Origin of the sequence: Roseivivax jejudonensis (genome assembly GCF_900172265.1) — a bacterium.
GTDB lineage: Bacteria > Pseudomonadota > Alphaproteobacteria > Rhodobacterales > Rhodobacteraceae > Roseivivax > Roseivivax jejudonensis.
The window spans coordinates 80,878-95,938 of the sequence record NZ_FWFK01000009.1; the positions used below are offsets into that span (position 1 = coordinate 80,878).

Below are 15,061 nucleotides of genomic sequence, written 5' to 3' on the forward strand. Positions count from 1 at the left end.
TCAGTCTTCCATCGCTTCCAGTTCGTCGATCATGCCCGAGATCATCGACAGCCCCTTGTCCCAGAAGGCCGGGTCGCGGGCATCGAGGCCGAACGGCGCAAGCAGGTCGGAATGGTGTTTCGACCCGCCCGCGCGCAGCATCTCGAAATACTTGTCCTGGAAGCCTTCGGGCCTGTCGCGGTACTCCGCATAGAGCGCGTTCACCAGCCCGTCGCCGAACGCGTAGGCATAGACGTAGAACGGCGTGTGCACGAAGTGCGGGATGTAGGCCCAGAAGGTCTCGTAGCCTTCCATGAAGTCGAAGGCGGGCCCGAGGCTTTCGCCCTGAACGCTCATCCACAGCGCGTTGATGTCGTCCGGGGTCAGTTCCCCGCCGCGCCGCGCGTCGTGCAGCTTGCACTCGAAATCGTAGAACGCGATCTGGCGCACCACGGTGTTGATCATGTCCTCGACCTTGCCGGCCAGGAGCACCTTGCGTTCGGCCGGTTCGGTGGCGTTGGCCAGCATGCGCTGGAAGGTCAGCATCTCGCCGAAGACCGACGCGGTCTCGGCCAGCGTGAGCGGCGTCGAAGCCAGCATCTCGCCCTGTCCGGCGGCCAGCACCTGGTGCACGCCGTGCCCGAGTTCATGGGCGAGCGTCATCACGTCCCGCGGCTTGCCGAGGTAGTTCAGCAGAACGTAGGGGTGCACGTCCGTGACCGTCGGATGCGCGAAGGCGCCCGGCGCCTTGCCCGGCGTCACCGCCGCATCGATCCAGCCCTTCTCGAAGAACGGCTGCGCGATCTCCGCCATCTTGGGGTCGAAGGCGGAATAGGCGTTCATCACGGTTTCGCGCGCCTCGTCCCAGCCGATCACGCGGTCGGACGACATCGGCAGCGGCGCGTTGCGGTCCCAGATCTGCATGCGGTCCAGTCCCATCCACCGGCGCTTCAGCTCATAGTAGCGGTGCGACAGCTTGGGATACGCGCCGACGACAGCGTCGCGCAGCGCTTCCACCACCTCCGGTTCGACGTCGTTGGCAAGGTGCCGGCCGGTCTGTGGCGTCGGCATGCCGCGCCAGCGATCCATCACTTCCTTCTCCTTCGCCTGCGTATTGTGCACGCGCGAGAAGGTTCGGATGTTGTTGGTAAAGACGGAGGCCAGGGCGCGCGCCGATGCCTCGCGTGTCGAACGGTCCTGCTCTGTGAGGCCGTTGAGCGTCGCTTCGATGCCCTGCACCTCTCCGTTCACCTCGAACTCGAGGCCCGAGATCGTCTCGTCGAACAACCGCTCCCATGCGTCGCCGACGACGCCCATGTCGTGCAGGAACCGCTCCATCTCGTCCGAGAGCTGATAGGGCTTCATCGCGCGGACGCGGTCGAAGGCCGGCTTGTAGCGTGCAAGCTCGGCATCCTCGAAGAGCGCGGCGTAGGCGTCGTCCGGGACGCGGTTGAGCTCGAGCGTGAAAAAGACGAGCGGGGTGGTGTAGCCGGTGATCTTCTCCTGCATGTCCGACAGCATCTTGGTCCGCGCCGGATCGGTCGTGTCCTGGTAGTAGCGCAGTCCGGCGAAGGACATGATCCGCCCTGCGACGGCCTCGATCCGCTCGTGCCGGTGCACCATCTCGAGAAAGCCCGCCGGATCGAGCCCGGCGATCTTGCCCTCGTAGTCGTCGGCAAAACGCTTGCAGGCCTCCTCGAGCCAGTCGAGATCGCGCTTGAGCTCGGGTGCGTCGGGGCCGGCATAGAGATCGGTCAGATCCCATTCCGGCAAATCGCCGAGATCCCGGCCGCCCGAGGCGGCATTGGCGTCGAAGAGCGGGCGAAGCGTCATGCGAAGTCTCCTCTGGTTTCCTGTCAGGTAGGCGTGCGGCGCACGCGGGCGCAAGGGTCGTGCCTGGTCTTTCTGGCGTCGATGTGCGCACGTTTTGCGCCGATTGCGCGGCGTGCCGTCGTGCGCCTTCAGCCGTAGGCGGCGAGCATCTCCTTGAGATCCGCCAGAGTGTTCGCTTCCGCCACCGGCTTGTCCTCGCGCCAGCGGCTCATTCGCGGGAAGCGCAGTGCGACACCCGACTTGTGCCGCGGCGAGGACTGTATGCCCTCGAACGCGATCTCGAAGACGTGGACCGGCCGGACCTGCCGCACCGGGCCGTAGCGTTCGACCGTGTTCTTGCGAACCCAGGCCGTGATGCGCCGGAACTCGGCGTCGGTCAGGCCGGAATAGGCCTTGGTGAACGGCACCAGCGTGTCTCCATCCCAGACGGCGAAGGTGAAGTCTGTGAAGAGGTTGGCGCGACGCCCCGACCCCTGCTGCGCGTAGATCATCACCGCGTCGATCACCAAGGGATCGAGCTTCCACTTCCACCAGTCGCCTTTCTTGCGGCCGGCGAGATAGGGGCTGTCGCGACGCTTCAGCATGACCCCCTCGGCGCGGAAGTCGCGCGCCGTGGCACGCTGCCGCGCGAGGTCGTCCCAATCGTCGAACGCGATGCGCGGAGACGGGCGCAGCGGCGCTTCGTCTGGCAGGCCGTCGATCAAAGCCTCGAGACGGGTTCGGCGGTCAGCCATGGGCGCCTCGCGCAGGTCTTCGCCACCATCCTCGAGCAGGTCGTAGGCCAGCATCAGGACCGGCGCCTCGGTCAGGAGCTTCTTCGGCACGGTCTTGCGGCCGATCCGCTGCTGCAAGGTGTTGAACGGCATCGGCATCACCGCCTCGGCGTCCCAGGCCGCGATTTCGCCGTCGATCACGGTGCCGTCGGGAAGGAAATCGCGGGCCCGTGCGAATTCGGGAAAGCGGTCGGTCATCAGCTCCTCGCCGCGCGACCAGACGTGGTGCTCGCCACCTCGGACCACGAGCTGCCCGCGGATCCCGTCCCATTTCCACTCGGCTTGCCATGCCGCGGGGGCGCCCAGCGTCTCGGGCGGATCGTCGAGTTGGTACGCGAGGTAGAACGGGTAGGGGCGCGAGAGGTCGGCGCTGGCGTCCTCGGCCTCGATCAGTCCGTGGTAGGTCACGTCGTCGGGGGTCCAGCCGCCCATGAGCTTCAACGCCAGAACCGCCTCGTCCTGGCCGGTGGCCTGCGCCAGCGCGCGGGTCATCAGCTTCTGGCTGACGCCGATGCGCCAGCCGCCGGTCAAAAGCTTGTTGAACAGAAATCTCTCGGTCGCATCGAGCTGATCCCACGCCGCGAGGATTCGATCGCGCCGCACGTCGATGTCGACCTGCGCCAGCGCGCGCAGATCGGAGATCCAGTGCGAGAGGGGACGATCGGTCTCTTCCGCCGCGGGCGGCAGGACGAGCGCGATCGTTTCGGCGAGATCGCCGACGATCGGGTAACTTTCCTCTAGAAGCCACAGCGGCACCCCGGCCCGCTCCGCCGCCCATTCGCGAAGCTGCGTCGTGGTGACCGCGCGCTTCGGGCGGCGCCCGGAGAACAGCGCGATGGTCCAGAGCTTGTCATCGTCCGGCGCGGTGCGAAAGTATTCCGCCAGCGCCTTCGTCTTCACGGTGGTGCGCGTGGTCTGATCGACGGCGGTGAACAGCGCGGCAAAGTCCTTCATGCCGCGGCCGTGTCGGACGACGTGGCCGCGCCGTCGTCGTCCTCGTCGGTCCCGAACTCCGTCGGAACGACCTTGGCGTTCCAGCCCTCGGCGGCCAGCCATCGCGCGAAGATGTCCGTGTAACCATGTGTGACAAAGACATTTTCGGCGCCGGTGTCGCGAATAGCGTCGACCAGTCCGGCCCAGTCGGCGTGATCGGACAGCACGAAGCCACGATCGGCGGCCCGCCGGCGGCGCACCCCGCGCAGCCGCATCCAGCCCGATGCGAAGGCAGTGGAGGAGGGCCCGAACCGCCGGGCCCAGGGCGTCCCGAGTGCCGAAGGCGGCGCGAGAACGAGAGGCCCGGCGAAGCTCTTGCCATCGGTTTCCGGCACGACCTGTATCGTCTCGGGCAGCGCATAGCCCTGCGCGCGCAACACGCCGTTCGTGCCCTCGACGGCGCCGTGGGTCAGGATCGGGCCGATTTCGGGCTCGACGAGCGCGAGGAGGCGCTGCGCCTTGCCAAGCGAATATGCCCCGAGGATCGACGCGCGACCCTCATCGGCGTTCCGGCGCCACCAGGCGTTGATCTCGGCCGCAACGCTCTCTTGACTGTCCCAGCTGAAGACCGGCAGGCCGAAGGTGCATTCACTGATGAAGGAATGGCAGCGAACCGTCTCGAAATCCTCGCAGAATCCGTCCGCCTCGGTCTTGTAGTCGCCGGAGACGACCCAGACCTCGCCCCCGACCTCGACGCGGATCTGCGCCGACCCCGGAATGTGGCCCGCGGGGTGGAACGACACCGTGGCATCTCCGATCCGCCGTGGCTCACCGTAGGCAATCGTCTCGAGCGCGATGTCGCCAAGCCTGTAGCGCATCACCGGTGCGGCGGCGGCGGTGGCGAGATAGCGGCGATGCCCGTCGCGCGCGTGGTCGGCGTGGCCGTGCGTGATCAGCGCGCGATCCACCGGCCGCCACGGGTCGATGAAGAAGTCGCCGGCGGGACAGTATATCCCGCGGTCGGTGAATGTCAGGACAGGCTCTGTCATGGGCCGAAGGATAGCGCGGGTCGGACATCGCGCCAGCGCACGGAGAGTCCGCGAGGGGTCAGCCCGCGGCGCGGTCGCCCGCGTACGTCGTGTTGGCAAAATGCGCCACGATCGCCTCGGTGATCTGACGACGCACGGGTGGGCGGTCCATCAGCACCTCGTGCTCGCCGCCCTCGATCACCTCGAGCCGACCGCCCGGCCAGTTCGCCATGCGCGCGCGGATCCGTGGCACGTCGACGATGCGCTCGTTCGACCCAACAAAGGTGACGCACGGCACCCGCGGTGAGGGCAGTCGCGACAGCACCCGGCATTCGGCCAGCGCCTGGTGCAGCCAGCGCAGCGATGGCCCGCCGAGTTGCAGGCCCGGTTCGGCGGCGACCTGGCGGCGCATGTACTCGAACATCTCGGTGTCGGTGGTCAGCAGGTTGTCGTCGAACGCCTGGTCGAGGATGTAGGCCTCGGGCTTCGTGCCCGGGGCGTAGACATGGCCGAGCCCGACCCGCGACACCGACCACCCCAGCACCCACGCGACGGGGCGCAGCGACGGCGCGATGCGGATGCCCCACATCGGCCCGGTGAAGGCGGCGGCGGCCACGGGCAGCCCGCCGACAAGTGCGCGGAGCCCGATGGCCCCACCCATCGAATGCGCGATGAGAAAGTACGGTTCGGGAAGGTCGAGCGAGCGCGCCGCACCCAGCAGCGCGTCGACGTCTTTCTGGTAGTCCTGGAAGTCGACCACGTGCCCGGTTCGGGTATCGGGCAAGAGCCGGTCGGCGAGGCCCTGACCCCGCCAGTCCACCGCAACCGTGTGCAGGCCGTGCGCCGCGAAATCGGCGGCCGTCCGGCCGTATTTCTCGACGTATTCGGTGCGGCCGGGGAACAGCAGCACGGTGCCCCATGCATCTTCGGCCGCCGGAAAATGCGCCGCCCGCAACCGCACCCCGTCGATCGCGTCGAGCCAGAAGGCGCGGGTGCCCTCCGGTCCTTCGGCGAGTTCGTCGAGGAACGGCGCGGGCTCGTGCATCAGTTCAAGACCTGCGCCAGTTGCATCGCCTTGCCCATGTCTCCCTCGATCGCGAGCTTGCCGGACATAAACGCTGAGGTCGGATCGAGATCGCCGTCGAGGATCTGCTTGAAGGTGTCCGCGTCGGCCCGAAGCGTGACATCGGCCTCTTCGTCGCCGGCGCGCGCGCCGGAGCTGTCTAGCATGAAGGCGCCCTCGTTCTCGATCTCGAACTTGGCCGTCGAGTCGAAGCCCGAGACATCCTTTTCGTTCATCTTGTTGACCGCTTCGGTCACGACGTCGCTCATTGCGCACTCTCCTTCAATTGAACGACGGACGGCTGGCGTTCCCCGTCGTGGGCGCTATCATTCGACCATGCTTCTGCGTGGCCCGAAATTCAAATCTGCCGTTGCGGCATGGTCCGCCATAGTCATGATTTCCCTACCGGTTGCCGGTTGGGCACAGGCAGGGTCCGAGCGATCTGACGAGCTCTTGGCCGAACTGGCCGCGGCCGAGGATGCGATCGCCGCCGGGAAGGCGGAGCGTGCCCTGCGGCTCGAATGGTCGAAATCGGGCTCGGCGGCGATGGACCTGTTGCTGAAGCGCGGGCGCGACGCGCTCGAGGTCAACAATACCGAGGCGGCGATCGAGCACCTGACGGCGCTGACCGATCATGCGCCCGACTTCGCCGAAGGGTGGCTCACGCTCGCCACGGCATACTACGCCGAAGAAATGTTCGGCCCGGCGGCCCGCGCTCTCGAGCGGACGCTGGCGCTCAACCCCGAGCATTTCGGCGCATTGCAGGGGATCGGCGCGATCTACGACAACCTTGAACGTCCCGAGCTTGCCTACGAGGCATATGCCGCGGCAGCCCGCCTGCGGCCGCACGACGAGGAACTCGACGCCGCACTCGAACGTCTCCGCCGAGACGCGACGGGCTGGAAGCTCTGATCCGGTTCTGTCAGGACTGACGGTAGAGACGGGCACGAAGGCCTTTACATGACAGAGCGCGCGCGGGTCGCGGCCGTCCTCGGCCCGACAAACACGGGCAAGACCCACTACGCGATCGACCGGATGCTGGGCTACCGGACCGGCATGATCGGTCTCCCGCTACGGCTCCTGGCGCGCGAGGTGTACGACAAGATCGTTCGCGCGCGGGGGCCTTCCGTCGTCGCCCTCATCACCGGGGAAGAGCGGATCGTGCCGCCGCGGGCGACTTACTGGGTCTGCACCGTCGAGGCGATGCCCGAGGGCATGGGCTGCGACTTCGTCGCGATCGACGAAATTCAACTCTGTGCCGATCCCGAGCGCGGGCATGTCTTTACCGACCGTTTGTTGCGGATGCGGGGGCTGCGCGAGACCGTGTTCATGGGCGCGCACACGATGCGGGGCGCCATCGCCGCACTGGTTCCGGGCGTGGAATTCGTGCGGCGCGAACGCATGAGCCAACTGAGCTACACAGGTTCGAAAAAGATAAGCCGCCTGCGCCCCAGAACCGCGATCGTCGGCTTTTCGGTTGAGAATGTATACGCCACGGCCGAGCTTCTGCGGCGACAGAAGGGCGGCGCGGCGGTCGTCATGGGCGCGTTGAGCCCGCGCACGCGCAATGCGCAGGTGGCGCTCTACCAGAACGGAGAGGTCGATTTTCTCGTCGCGACGGATGCCATCGGCATGGGCCTGAACCTCGACATCGACCACGTCGCGTTCTCGTCCCTGTCGAAGTTCGACGGCAGACGCATGCGCCCGCTTGCCCCGAACGAGCTGGCGCAGATCGCCGGGCGGGCCGGTCGCGGGATGTCCGACGGCACCTTTGGCGTGACAGGCGAGGCGCAGCCGCTCGACGATGACACCGCCGAAGCGATTGTCGACCACAGGTTCACTCCGATCCGCAAACTCAACTGGCGCAACGCGAATCTGAGCTTCGCGTCGGTCGAGAAACTGATCGCGTCGCTGGAGGCGTCCCCGACCGACGAACGTCTGACCAAGGCGCGCGAAGCGGACGATCTCGTCGCGCTCCGGGCGTTGTCGCGCGATGCGGAGGTCACCGCTCGCGCCTCTGACCCCAAATCGGTTCAACTATTGTGGGACGTGTGCCGGATCCCGGACTTTCGCGGCATCAGCCACGCGGAACATGCGGGGCTTTTGCAAGTTATATTCGGGCACCTGCACCAGACGGGGCGGGTGCCGGACGATTTCATCGCATCGCAGGTGCGCAGGATCGACCGGACCGATGGCGATATCGACATGCTGTCGAAGCGGTTGGCATATATCCGCACATGGACCTACGTCGCACAGCGCAGCGGCTGGGTCCGGGACGAAACGCATTGGCGGGACGAAACCCGCGCGGTAGAAGACAGGCTGTCGGATGCGCTCCATGAGCGACTGACGCAAAGGTTCGTAGACCGGCGGACGAGCGTGTTGCTTCGCCGGTTGAAGCAGAAGGAGGCCCTCTTGGCCGAAGTGAACGACAAGGGCGAGGTCACGGTCGAAGGCGAATTCGTCGGCCGGCTCGAAGGATTCCGGTTCCGGCACGATCAGGATGCGCAGGGGCAGGAAGCCAAGACGCTCAAGACCGCTTCGTTGCAGGCGCTCGCCCCGCATTTCCATCTGCGTGCGGACCGGTTCTACAACGCACCCGACACCGAGATCGATTTCACCGAGCAAGGTGGCCTCATGTGGGGCGATCAGGCTGTGGGCAAGCTGGCGGCCGGAGACGACCCGCTCAAGCCGCGTGTCGTCGCCTTCGTCGACGACACCGCCGGCCCCGACGTCCAGCAAAAGGTCGAGCGCAGGCTTCAGCACTTCATCGACCGCAAGATCGCGGCTCTGTTCGAGCCGCTGATGAACATCCAGAAAGACGAAACGCTCACCGGCCTCGCGAAGGGTTTCGGCTTTCGCATGGTCGAGGCGATGGGTGTCATCCCGCGCGGGCAGGTCGCAGACGAGGTCAAGGCGCTCGATCAGGATGCGCGAGGCGCGCTGCGCAAGCACGGAATCCGGTTCGGCCAGTTCACCATCTTCATGGCGGCGCTGCTCAAGCCCGCACCGACACGCCTGCGGCTCGTGCTCTGGTCGCTGGCGAATGGTCTCGACACGTTCCCGGAGGCGCCGCCGCCGGGGCTCGTGACGGTTCCGGAAACGCCCGGCCTCGCCACCGATCACTATGCCGTCATGGGATACCGCCGCGCCGGTCAGCGGGCGATCCGCATCGACATGCTCGAGCGCCTGGCCGACATGATCCGCGGCGAGGACACGCGCGGCGGCTTCGAGGCAACCGCAGACATGCTGTCGATCACCGGTCTGACGTTGGAACAGTTCGCCGATCTGATGCAGGGCCTCGGGTACCGGGCTGAACGCGGCGAGCGGACCAAGATGCGCGCCGTGGACCAGACGATCCCGACCGACGAGGGTGATGCGCACCAGGCGGCGGTGCCCGAGGTGGGCGCCTCGGCCGAAGAAGAGGCCGCTGCACCGGATCCCGAGGCTGAAGGGCGCGATGCGCCGGATGAGCCTGTCTTCGACGCCGCGAACGCAACCGCACCCGGGGCGATCACGGAACAGCCTCAGGTCGATCCCGAGAGCCCGGCAGAGGCCGAGGCGGAGCAGATCCCCGATGCCGATCTCGCGCCGATCGCCGAAGAGCCGGTCGACACCGCGCCGGAAGCGCCTGTCGCCGACGTTCCGGCAGAGGAAGTGCCGATCGGCACGCCGCCGGACGCCGACGTCGCCGATCCGGAGATCGAGGTATACTACACGTTCACCTGGGCGGGGAACCGCGGCGGCAACCGAGGCCGTCAGGGGCAGGGGCGCGCCGAAGGCCGCAATGCCGGATCGGACGCAAAAGGCCGGGGAGGCCCGGGCGCAAAGGGCAAGGGAAAGCCGAAAGGTGGCAAAAAGCCCCAGCGCGACGATCGCGGCGGTGCCAAGTCCGCATCTTCGAAGCCGGAGAAGAAGGATCGTATCGATCCCGACAACCCCTTCGCCGCCGCTCTGATGGGGTTCAAGGACCGCTCGTAAGTGGCCGAGGCGTCGCCCAGGCTGCGTGTCGACAAGTGGATGTGGCACGCGCGTTTCTTCAAGACGCGAAGCCTCGCGGCCAAGGTCGTGACCGCCGGCAACGTGCGTCTGAACGGGACGCGGATCGCCAAGGCAAGCGTGGCCGTCGGCGCGGGCGATGTTCTGACGTTTCCACAGTCGCGAGACGTGCGCGTTGTGCGCGTTGTCGCGCTCGGCGAACGGCGCGGACCCGCCCCGGAGGCGAAGGCACTCTACGACGATCTGTCACCGCCCGAGCCGCGTGCGCCCGATCCGTCGCGGCCGGTGCCCGAGGCCGGCGGTCGGCCGACGAAAAAGGCGCGTCGCCAGCTCGATCACACTCGCGGAGGAGCGCTTGATTGAGCCCCGGCGATGGTCTAGCTGAACGTTCAAAGGAACAGGAAGACCCATGACCTACGTCGTCACCGACAATTGCATCGCCTGCAAATACACCGACTGCGTCGAGGTCTGCCCCGTCGACTGCTTTTACGAGGGTGAGAACATGCTCGTAATCCACCCCGACGAGTGCATCGACTGCGGCGTGTGCGAACCGGAATGCCCGGCCGACGCCATCCGCCCGGACACCGAGCCGGAGATGGAGAACTGGGTCGAGTTCAACCGCAAGTATTCCGAGCAATGGCCCGTCATCGTTACGAAAAAGGATCCACTTCCTGAAGCGGACGAGCGTGACGGTGAAGAGGGCAAGATGGACAAGTACTTTTCGGAGGCGGCCGGCGAAGGCGGCTGACGCGATTCGCGCGGGCATGCGCGGCACTTCGCCGAAACCGCAACGAAGCTGCTGACAGACAAGGATTTTCCACGTTTTGCGCGGGCGCTGGCAAAGTGCCCGCCGAAGTGCTATATTTGTGTAACAAATGAGTACGTCGTGTGCATATGACCACCGGGCGCCTGAGCCCCCGGACGTTTAGAATCCTGTCGTCGAGTATTGGGTGAACGGAAACCTCTCGTTTCCGCTCGCCCTTCGTGTCGCCCGGACACACGCGGAGCTGCCGAGGAACCTGCATGACCAAAGTCAAGAAGTCCGAATTCTCTCCCAACGACTACGTCGTATATCCTGCGCACGGCGTTGGCCAGATCATGTCGATCGAGGAGCAGGAGATCGCCGGGATCAAGCTCGAGCTGTTCGTCATCTCCTTCGAGAAGGACAAGATGACGCTGCGGGTGCCCACGCACAAGGCGACAGAAGTCGGCATGCGCTCGCTGTCGTCGCCCGACGTCGTGAGCCAGGCGATGAAGACGCTGAAAGGCAAGGCGAAGGTCAAGAAGGCTATGTGGTCGCGCCGCGCCCAGGAATACGAGCAGAAGATCAATTCCGGCGACCTGATCGCCATCGCGGAGGTCGTGCGCGACCTGCACCGCGCGGACGACCAGCGCGAGCAGAGCTACTCCGAGCGCCAGCTTTACGAGGCGGCGCTCGAGCGTCTGACCCGTGAAGTCGCCGCGGTCACTGGCGGTGACGAGGTCGCGGCGGCCAAGCAGGTCGACGAGGTTCTGGTCTCGCGCGCCGCGTAAGACTCCGAGCCCAATCTATCTCAGGGCCGTGCCGCGAGGCACGGCCTTTTTCGTTGCGGGATGACGTAGGCCTCAGGCCGCGTTGTCCTTCCGCTCCAGAACCGAGAAGAGCGCGGTTTCGAGCTCTTTCTCGAGCTCCTGGGCGCGGGCGATGTATTCGGGGTTGTCCTTGACGGCGAGCCCGGGTTTCCAGTGCGTCGCGAGTTCGCGCACGATCATGCGGTCGTGGTGATAGAAGGTCTTTTGCGCCTCGGACGCCTCGAATTCGGTCAGTCCGACGTTTTCCAGCACGTAGCGACCCGCGCGCATGGAGCTGTCAAAGAGCTCGCGCACGATGTCGTCCGCGCCGGCCTGGTAGAGCTCGTAGACATGGACCCTGTCGCGCGCGCGCGCGACGATATGAAGATCCTCGCCGCGGATCCGCCGGGCGTAGGCGACAAGTTGGTTGGTGGACTTCGGATCGTCGAGTGCGGCCACCAGCACCCGCGCCTTGTCGAGGCCCGCGGCGTGCAGGAGGTCCGGCCGGGTCGGGTCGCCGAAATAGCCCTTGAAGCCGAAGCGCCGCATGACCTGGATCGTCTCCATATCGTGATCGACGACGACGGTGGAGAACCCCGAATTGGTCACCATGCGGTTCACGATCTGGCCGAAGCGGCCGACGCCGGCGATGATGACCGGCGCCTCCTCGGAGATCTCGTCCGCGTCCTGCGTCTCGCCGTCGTCAGCCATGCGCTTCGACAGCCATTCGTAGCCGATGAAGAACAGCGGCGTGAGCAGCATCGACAACGCGATCACGAGAAGCAGCTGCGCCCCGAGCGCGGCGCCGAGCACCGATTGCTGGAGCGAGAAGGACACCAGGACAAAGCCGAACTCGCCGGCCTGGGCGAGCCCGAGCGTGAACAGCCATTGGTCGCGCCCGCGCAGGCCGAAGGCCCGGCCAAGGCCGTACAGGATCGTGCCCTTGAGCACCATGACCCCGAGCGCGAGCCCGAGAAGCGTGAAGGGCGCGTCGAAAAACGTGCCGAAGTCGATGCCGGCGCCGACGGTGATGAAGAAAAGCCCGAGCAAGAGGCCCTTGAAGGGCTCGATGTCGCTCTCGAGTTCGTGCCGGAACTCGCTGTTGGCCAGCACAACGCCCGCGAGGAACGTTCCGAGCGCGGGCGACAGGCCTACGAGGATCATCAGGAACGCGATCCCGAGCACGATCAGCAGCGACAGAGCGGTGTACATCTCGCGCAGGCGGGCGGAGTGGATGAAGCCGAAGACGGGCCGGATCAGGAACGCGCCCGCAAGGATGATCGCCGCGATCGCTCCGAGCGTGACGAGAGCGACGCCCCAGCCCGGCAGTCCCTCGACGAGGCTCATCGTATGGTGCGCGTCCTCGGCCGAAGACCGTGCGATCGAGCCGTCCTCCGACAGCGTCGCCGTGCCCACGCCCCCGAGAAGCGGGAGAACGACGAGCATAGGGATCACCGCGATATCCTGCGTCAGCAGAACCGAAAAGGTCGAGCGTCCGCCGGTCGTCTGCATCAGCCCCTTTTCCGACAGCGTCTGCAGAACGATCGCAGTGGAGGACAACGCAAAGATCATGCCGACCGCGATGGCCGGCCCCAGCGCCAGGCCAAAGAGCGTGGCCGCGCCGGTCACCGCCGCGCCGGTGATGAGGATCTGAAGCCCGCCGAGACCCACGAGCTTCTGCCGCATGTCCCAGAGCGCCCGTGGTTCGAGCTCGAGTCCGATCAGGAACAGCATCATCACAACGCCGAACTCGGCGAAGTGCTGCAGGTCGGAGGTCGCGGTGATGAGGCCCAGGATCGGCCCGATCACGATGCCGGCGGCGAGGTAGCCCAGCACCGAGCCGAGGCCGAGCCGCGCCGCGAGCGGCACCGCGATCACCGCCGCGGCGAGGAAGATGGATGCCTGGTAGAGAAAGGTTTCCATGTCGCCTCGTCGCCTCCGATGCCCGCCGCGCGGATGATGGCGCGATGCGGGGCGCAAGGGCAACCGGCAACCCCGGATCGCGACCGAGCGCCGCGCACAAATGCCCGTCGAGGCGTCAGACGGGGTAGGGCGCGTCGGGTTTCGTCTGATCCATGACGATCTGGCTCTGGACGCGCGCCACCGTCGGGTGGGTCAGGAGCACCTCGTGGATCAGCCGGTTCAGCGCGGGAAGATCTTCGCAGAAGACGCGCAGGAGATAGTCGGCCTCCCCGGTCAGGGTCCAGGCCGAGATGATCTCGGCCCGCGTTCGCAGAAGCCGCGCAAAGCTCTGGCCGTGCTCCGCGCCGTGGGCGCGCAGCTGCACCTGCACGAAGGCCTGAACCGCGAGCCCGAGCCGCGCCGGATCGAGCCGCGCGATGTAGCCGCGAATGTATCCCGCCGCCTCGAGCCTCTGGCGCCGGCGTCCGACCTGGCTCGCCGAGAGGTGGAGGCGACGGCCGAGTTCCTCGGCCGTCAGGTGCGCGTCCTGCTGCAGCTCAGACAAGAGCTTCAGATCGGTCTCATCGAGCGTTGCGCGGGAGTCTTGCATGATGCGCAGGTTATGCGCGGCGGATCCGGCATGAAAGGGCGAAACGGAGACCGGAATGCGCGGACGCCGCAAGAACGCCCTCTTATCTTGAATACCGACACGATCGAGGAGGACCGACATGGGACCGTTTCCGCACGACGCACCCAAAGCCCGCATCACCGCCGAGAACCCCGCCGGGACCGACGGGTTCGAATTCGTGGAATTCGCGCATCCCGAACCGCAGGAGTTGCGCGATCTCTTCGAGCGGATGGGCTACACGCATGTCGCCAATCACAAGGCCAAGGCGATCGAGCTTTGGCAGCAGGGCGACATCACCTACGTCCTGAACGCCGAACCGGGCAGCTTTGCCGCGCGCTTCGTCGAGGAACACGGCCCCTGCGCCCCGTCGATGGCGTGGCGCGTGGTCGACGCCCGGCACGCGCTGGATCACGCCGTGAAGCTCGGCGCCGAGGAGTACGAAGGTGACGACAAGACGATGGACGTGCCGGCGATCAAGGGCATCGGCGGATCGCTCATCTACTTTATCGAGGATTACTACGACACCTCTCCCTACAATTGGGAGTTCGACTGGATCGCCACGTCGAAACCCGAAGGCGTCGGGTTCTGGTATCTCGATCACCTGACCCACAACGTGTTCACGGGCAACATGGACACGTGGTTCAAGTTCTACGGCGACCTGTTCAACTTCAAGGAGATCCGGTTCTTCGACATCGAGGGGAAGTACACGGGCCTCTTCAGCCGCGCGCTGACCTCTCCGTGCGGGAAGATCCGCATTCCGATCAACGAGGACCGCGGCGAGACCGGGCAGATCGTGAACTACCTCAAGAAGTACAACGGCGAAGGGATCCAGCACATCGCCGTCGGCGCGAAGGACATCTACGACGCCACCGACGCGATCGCCGCGAAGGGGCTCAAGTTCATGCCGGGGCCGCCCGACACCTACTACGCGCAGAGCCACGATCGCGTTCAGGGCCACGAAGAGCCGACCGAGCGGATGAAGACGCACGGGATTCTCATCGACGGCGAGGGTGTGGTCGACGGTGGCGAAACGAAGATTCTGCTGCAGATCTTCTCCAAGACCGTGATCGGGCCGATCTTCTTCGAGTTCATCCAGCGCAAGGGTGACGACGGCTTCGGCGAGGGCAACTTCAAGGCGCTCTTCGAGTCGATCGAGGCCGAAGAAATGGCACAGGGCGAATACGGGTGACCTGCTCCCCTGAAACCTCCCCACTCTGAGGTTAGTCTGTTCCTCGACAGAGGAGATGAACGATGAAGCGCAGCAGGTTCAGCGAAGAACAGATCATTGGCATCCTGAAGGAGCACCAGGCCGGGCTGAGCGCGGCGGAGCTCTGTCGGAAGCACGGCGTGAGCGAGCCGACGTTTTACAAGTGGC

14 protein-coding genes are annotated in these 15,061 nt (G+C 66.0%); 7 read left to right on the forward strand and 7 right to left on the reverse strand.

The features are described from left to right. The 5 genes from ROJ8625_RS19670 to ROJ8625_RS19690 form a co-directional block, all read right to left on the reverse strand. Positions 1–1,812 carry a M3 family oligoendopeptidase gene (locus ROJ8625_RS19670; RefSeq protein ID WP_085793639.1) on the reverse strand — a complete coding sequence of 604 codons (1,812 nt, stop codon included), beginning with the start codon at positions 1,810–1,812 and terminating at the stop codon, positions 1–3. Between the two features lie 128 nt (positions 1,813–1,940). Then, entirely contained in the window at positions 1,941–3,539 is a 1,599-nt protein-coding gene (locus tag ROJ8625_RS19675; RefSeq protein WP_085793640.1) for an ATP-dependent DNA ligase, read from the reverse strand. Beyond that, positions 3,536–4,567 carry a ligase-associated DNA damage response exonuclease gene (locus ROJ8625_RS19680; protein ID WP_085793641.1) on the reverse strand — a complete coding sequence of 344 codons (1,032 nt, stop codon included), beginning with the start codon at positions 4,565–4,567 and terminating at the stop codon, positions 3,536–3,538. The genes ROJ8625_RS19675 and ROJ8625_RS19680 overlap by 4 nt, the downstream gene beginning before the upstream one ends. A 58-nt stretch (positions 4,568–4,625) precedes the next feature. Next, positions 4,626–5,591 (reverse strand): alpha/beta fold hydrolase, encoded by a 966-nt coding sequence (locus tag ROJ8625_RS19685; RefSeq protein WP_085793642.1) that lies wholly within the window; start codon positions 5,589–5,591, stop codon positions 4,626–4,628. Continuing rightward, entirely contained in the window at positions 5,591–5,878 is a 288-nt protein-coding gene (locus ROJ8625_RS19690; protein ID WP_085793643.1) for an SCP2 sterol-binding domain-containing protein, read from the reverse strand. The genes ROJ8625_RS19685 and ROJ8625_RS19690 overlap by 1 nt, the downstream gene beginning before the upstream one ends. 184 nt (positions 5,879–6,062) lie before the next feature. Here ROJ8625_RS19690 and ROJ8625_RS19695 point away from each other — a divergent pair, with 184 nt between their 5' ends. From ROJ8625_RS19695 to ROJ8625_RS19715, 5 genes are all read left to right on the forward strand, one after another. Beyond that, complete coding sequence (locus ROJ8625_RS19695) at positions 6,063–6,521, forward strand: hypothetical protein (protein WP_234984326.1); 459 nt, start codon at positions 6,063–6,065, stop codon at positions 6,519–6,521. A 48-nt stretch (positions 6,522–6,569) separates the two neighbouring features. Then, positions 6,570–9,587: a helicase-related protein gene (locus ROJ8625_RS19700; RefSeq protein WP_085793645.1), complete on the forward strand. Its 3,018-nt coding sequence runs from the start codon at positions 6,570–6,572 to the stop codon at positions 9,585–9,587. Continuing rightward, entirely contained in the window at positions 9,588–9,968 is a 381-nt protein-coding gene (locus ROJ8625_RS19705; RefSeq protein ID WP_234984327.1) for an RNA-binding S4 domain-containing protein, read from the forward strand. It abuts the gene before it with no gap. A 46-nt stretch (positions 9,969–10,014) separates the two neighbouring features. Further along, the gene (gene fdxA / locus ROJ8625_RS19710) at positions 10,015–10,353 is read left to right on the forward strand and encodes a ferredoxin FdxA (RefSeq protein WP_085793646.1); all 339 of its coding nucleotides are present in this window, start codon (positions 10,015–10,017) and stop codon (positions 10,351–10,353) included. 275 nt (positions 10,354–10,628) lie between these two features. Then, entirely contained in the window at positions 10,629–11,138 is a 510-nt protein-coding gene (locus tag ROJ8625_RS19715) for a CarD family transcriptional regulator (RefSeq protein ID WP_085793647.1), read from the forward strand. Between the two features lie 72 nt (positions 11,139–11,210). Here the strand turns inward: ROJ8625_RS19715 and ROJ8625_RS19720 are convergent, their stop codons facing one another. Both ROJ8625_RS19720 and ROJ8625_RS19725 read right to left on the reverse strand, forming a co-directional pair. After that, positions 11,211–13,079: a monovalent cation:proton antiporter-2 (CPA2) family protein gene (locus tag ROJ8625_RS19720; RefSeq protein ID WP_085793648.1), complete on the reverse strand. Its 1,869-nt coding sequence runs from the start codon at positions 13,077–13,079 to the stop codon at positions 11,211–11,213. A 115-nt stretch (positions 13,080–13,194) separates the two neighbouring features. Beyond that, positions 13,195–13,668, reverse strand: a complete 474-nt coding sequence (locus tag ROJ8625_RS19725; protein ID WP_085793654.1) for an Lrp/AsnC family transcriptional regulator — start codon at positions 13,666–13,668, stop codon at positions 13,195–13,197. A gap of 118 nt (positions 13,669–13,786) precedes the next feature. Between ROJ8625_RS19725 and hppD the strand changes: the two genes are divergently transcribed. Then, entirely contained in the window at positions 13,787–14,875 is a 1,089-nt protein-coding gene (hppD, locus tag ROJ8625_RS19730) for a 4-hydroxyphenylpyruvate dioxygenase (protein WP_085793649.1), read from the forward strand. 62 nt (positions 14,876–14,937) lie between these two features. Continuing rightward, the coding region (locus tag ROJ8625_RS19735) for a transposase (RefSeq protein ID WP_143535044.1) at positions 14,938–15,061 on the forward strand (124 nt) is incomplete at its 3' end.

Excerpts from the sequence above, each read along its gene's own strand:
- fdxA (WP_085793646.1), top strand. The coding sequence starts at position 10,015 with ATGACCTACGTCGTCACCGACAATTGCATCGCCTGCAAATACACCGAC.
- ROJ8625_RS19725 (WP_085793654.1), bottom strand. The coding sequence starts at position 13,668 with ATGCAAGACTCCCGCGCAACGCTCGATGAGACCGATCTGAAGCTCTTG.
- ROJ8625_RS19675 (WP_085793640.1), bottom strand. The coding sequence starts at position 3,539 with ATGAAGGACTTTGCCGCGCTGTTCACCGCCGTCGATCAGACCACGCGC.
- ROJ8625_RS19700 (WP_085793645.1), top strand. The coding sequence starts at position 6,570 with ATGACAGAGCGCGCGCGGGTCGCGGCCGTCCTCGGCCCGACAAACACG.
- ROJ8625_RS19680 (WP_085793641.1), bottom strand. The coding sequence starts at position 4,567 with ATGACAGAGCCTGTCCTGACATTCACCGACCGCGGGATATACTGTCCC.
- hppD (WP_085793649.1), top strand. The coding sequence starts at position 13,787 with ATGGGACCGTTTCCGCACGACGCACCCAAAGCCCGCATCACCGCCGAG.
- ROJ8625_RS19715 (WP_085793647.1), top strand. The coding sequence starts at position 10,629 with ATGACCAAAGTCAAGAAGTCCGAATTCTCTCCCAACGACTACGTCGTA.
- ROJ8625_RS19670 (WP_085793639.1), bottom strand. The coding sequence starts at position 1,812 with ATGACGCTTCGCCCGCTCTTCGACGCCAATGCCGCCTCGGGCGGCCGG.
- ROJ8625_RS19690 (WP_085793643.1), bottom strand. The coding sequence starts at position 5,878 with ATGAGCGACGTCGTGACCGAAGCGGTCAACAAGATGAACGAAAAGGAT.
- ROJ8625_RS19720 (WP_085793648.1), bottom strand. The coding sequence starts at position 13,079 with ATGGAAACCTTTCTCTACCAGGCATCCATCTTCCTCGCCGCGGCGGTG.
- ROJ8625_RS19685 (WP_085793642.1), bottom strand. The coding sequence starts at position 5,591 with ATGCACGAGCCCGCGCCGTTCCTCGACGAACTCGCCGAAGGACCGGAG.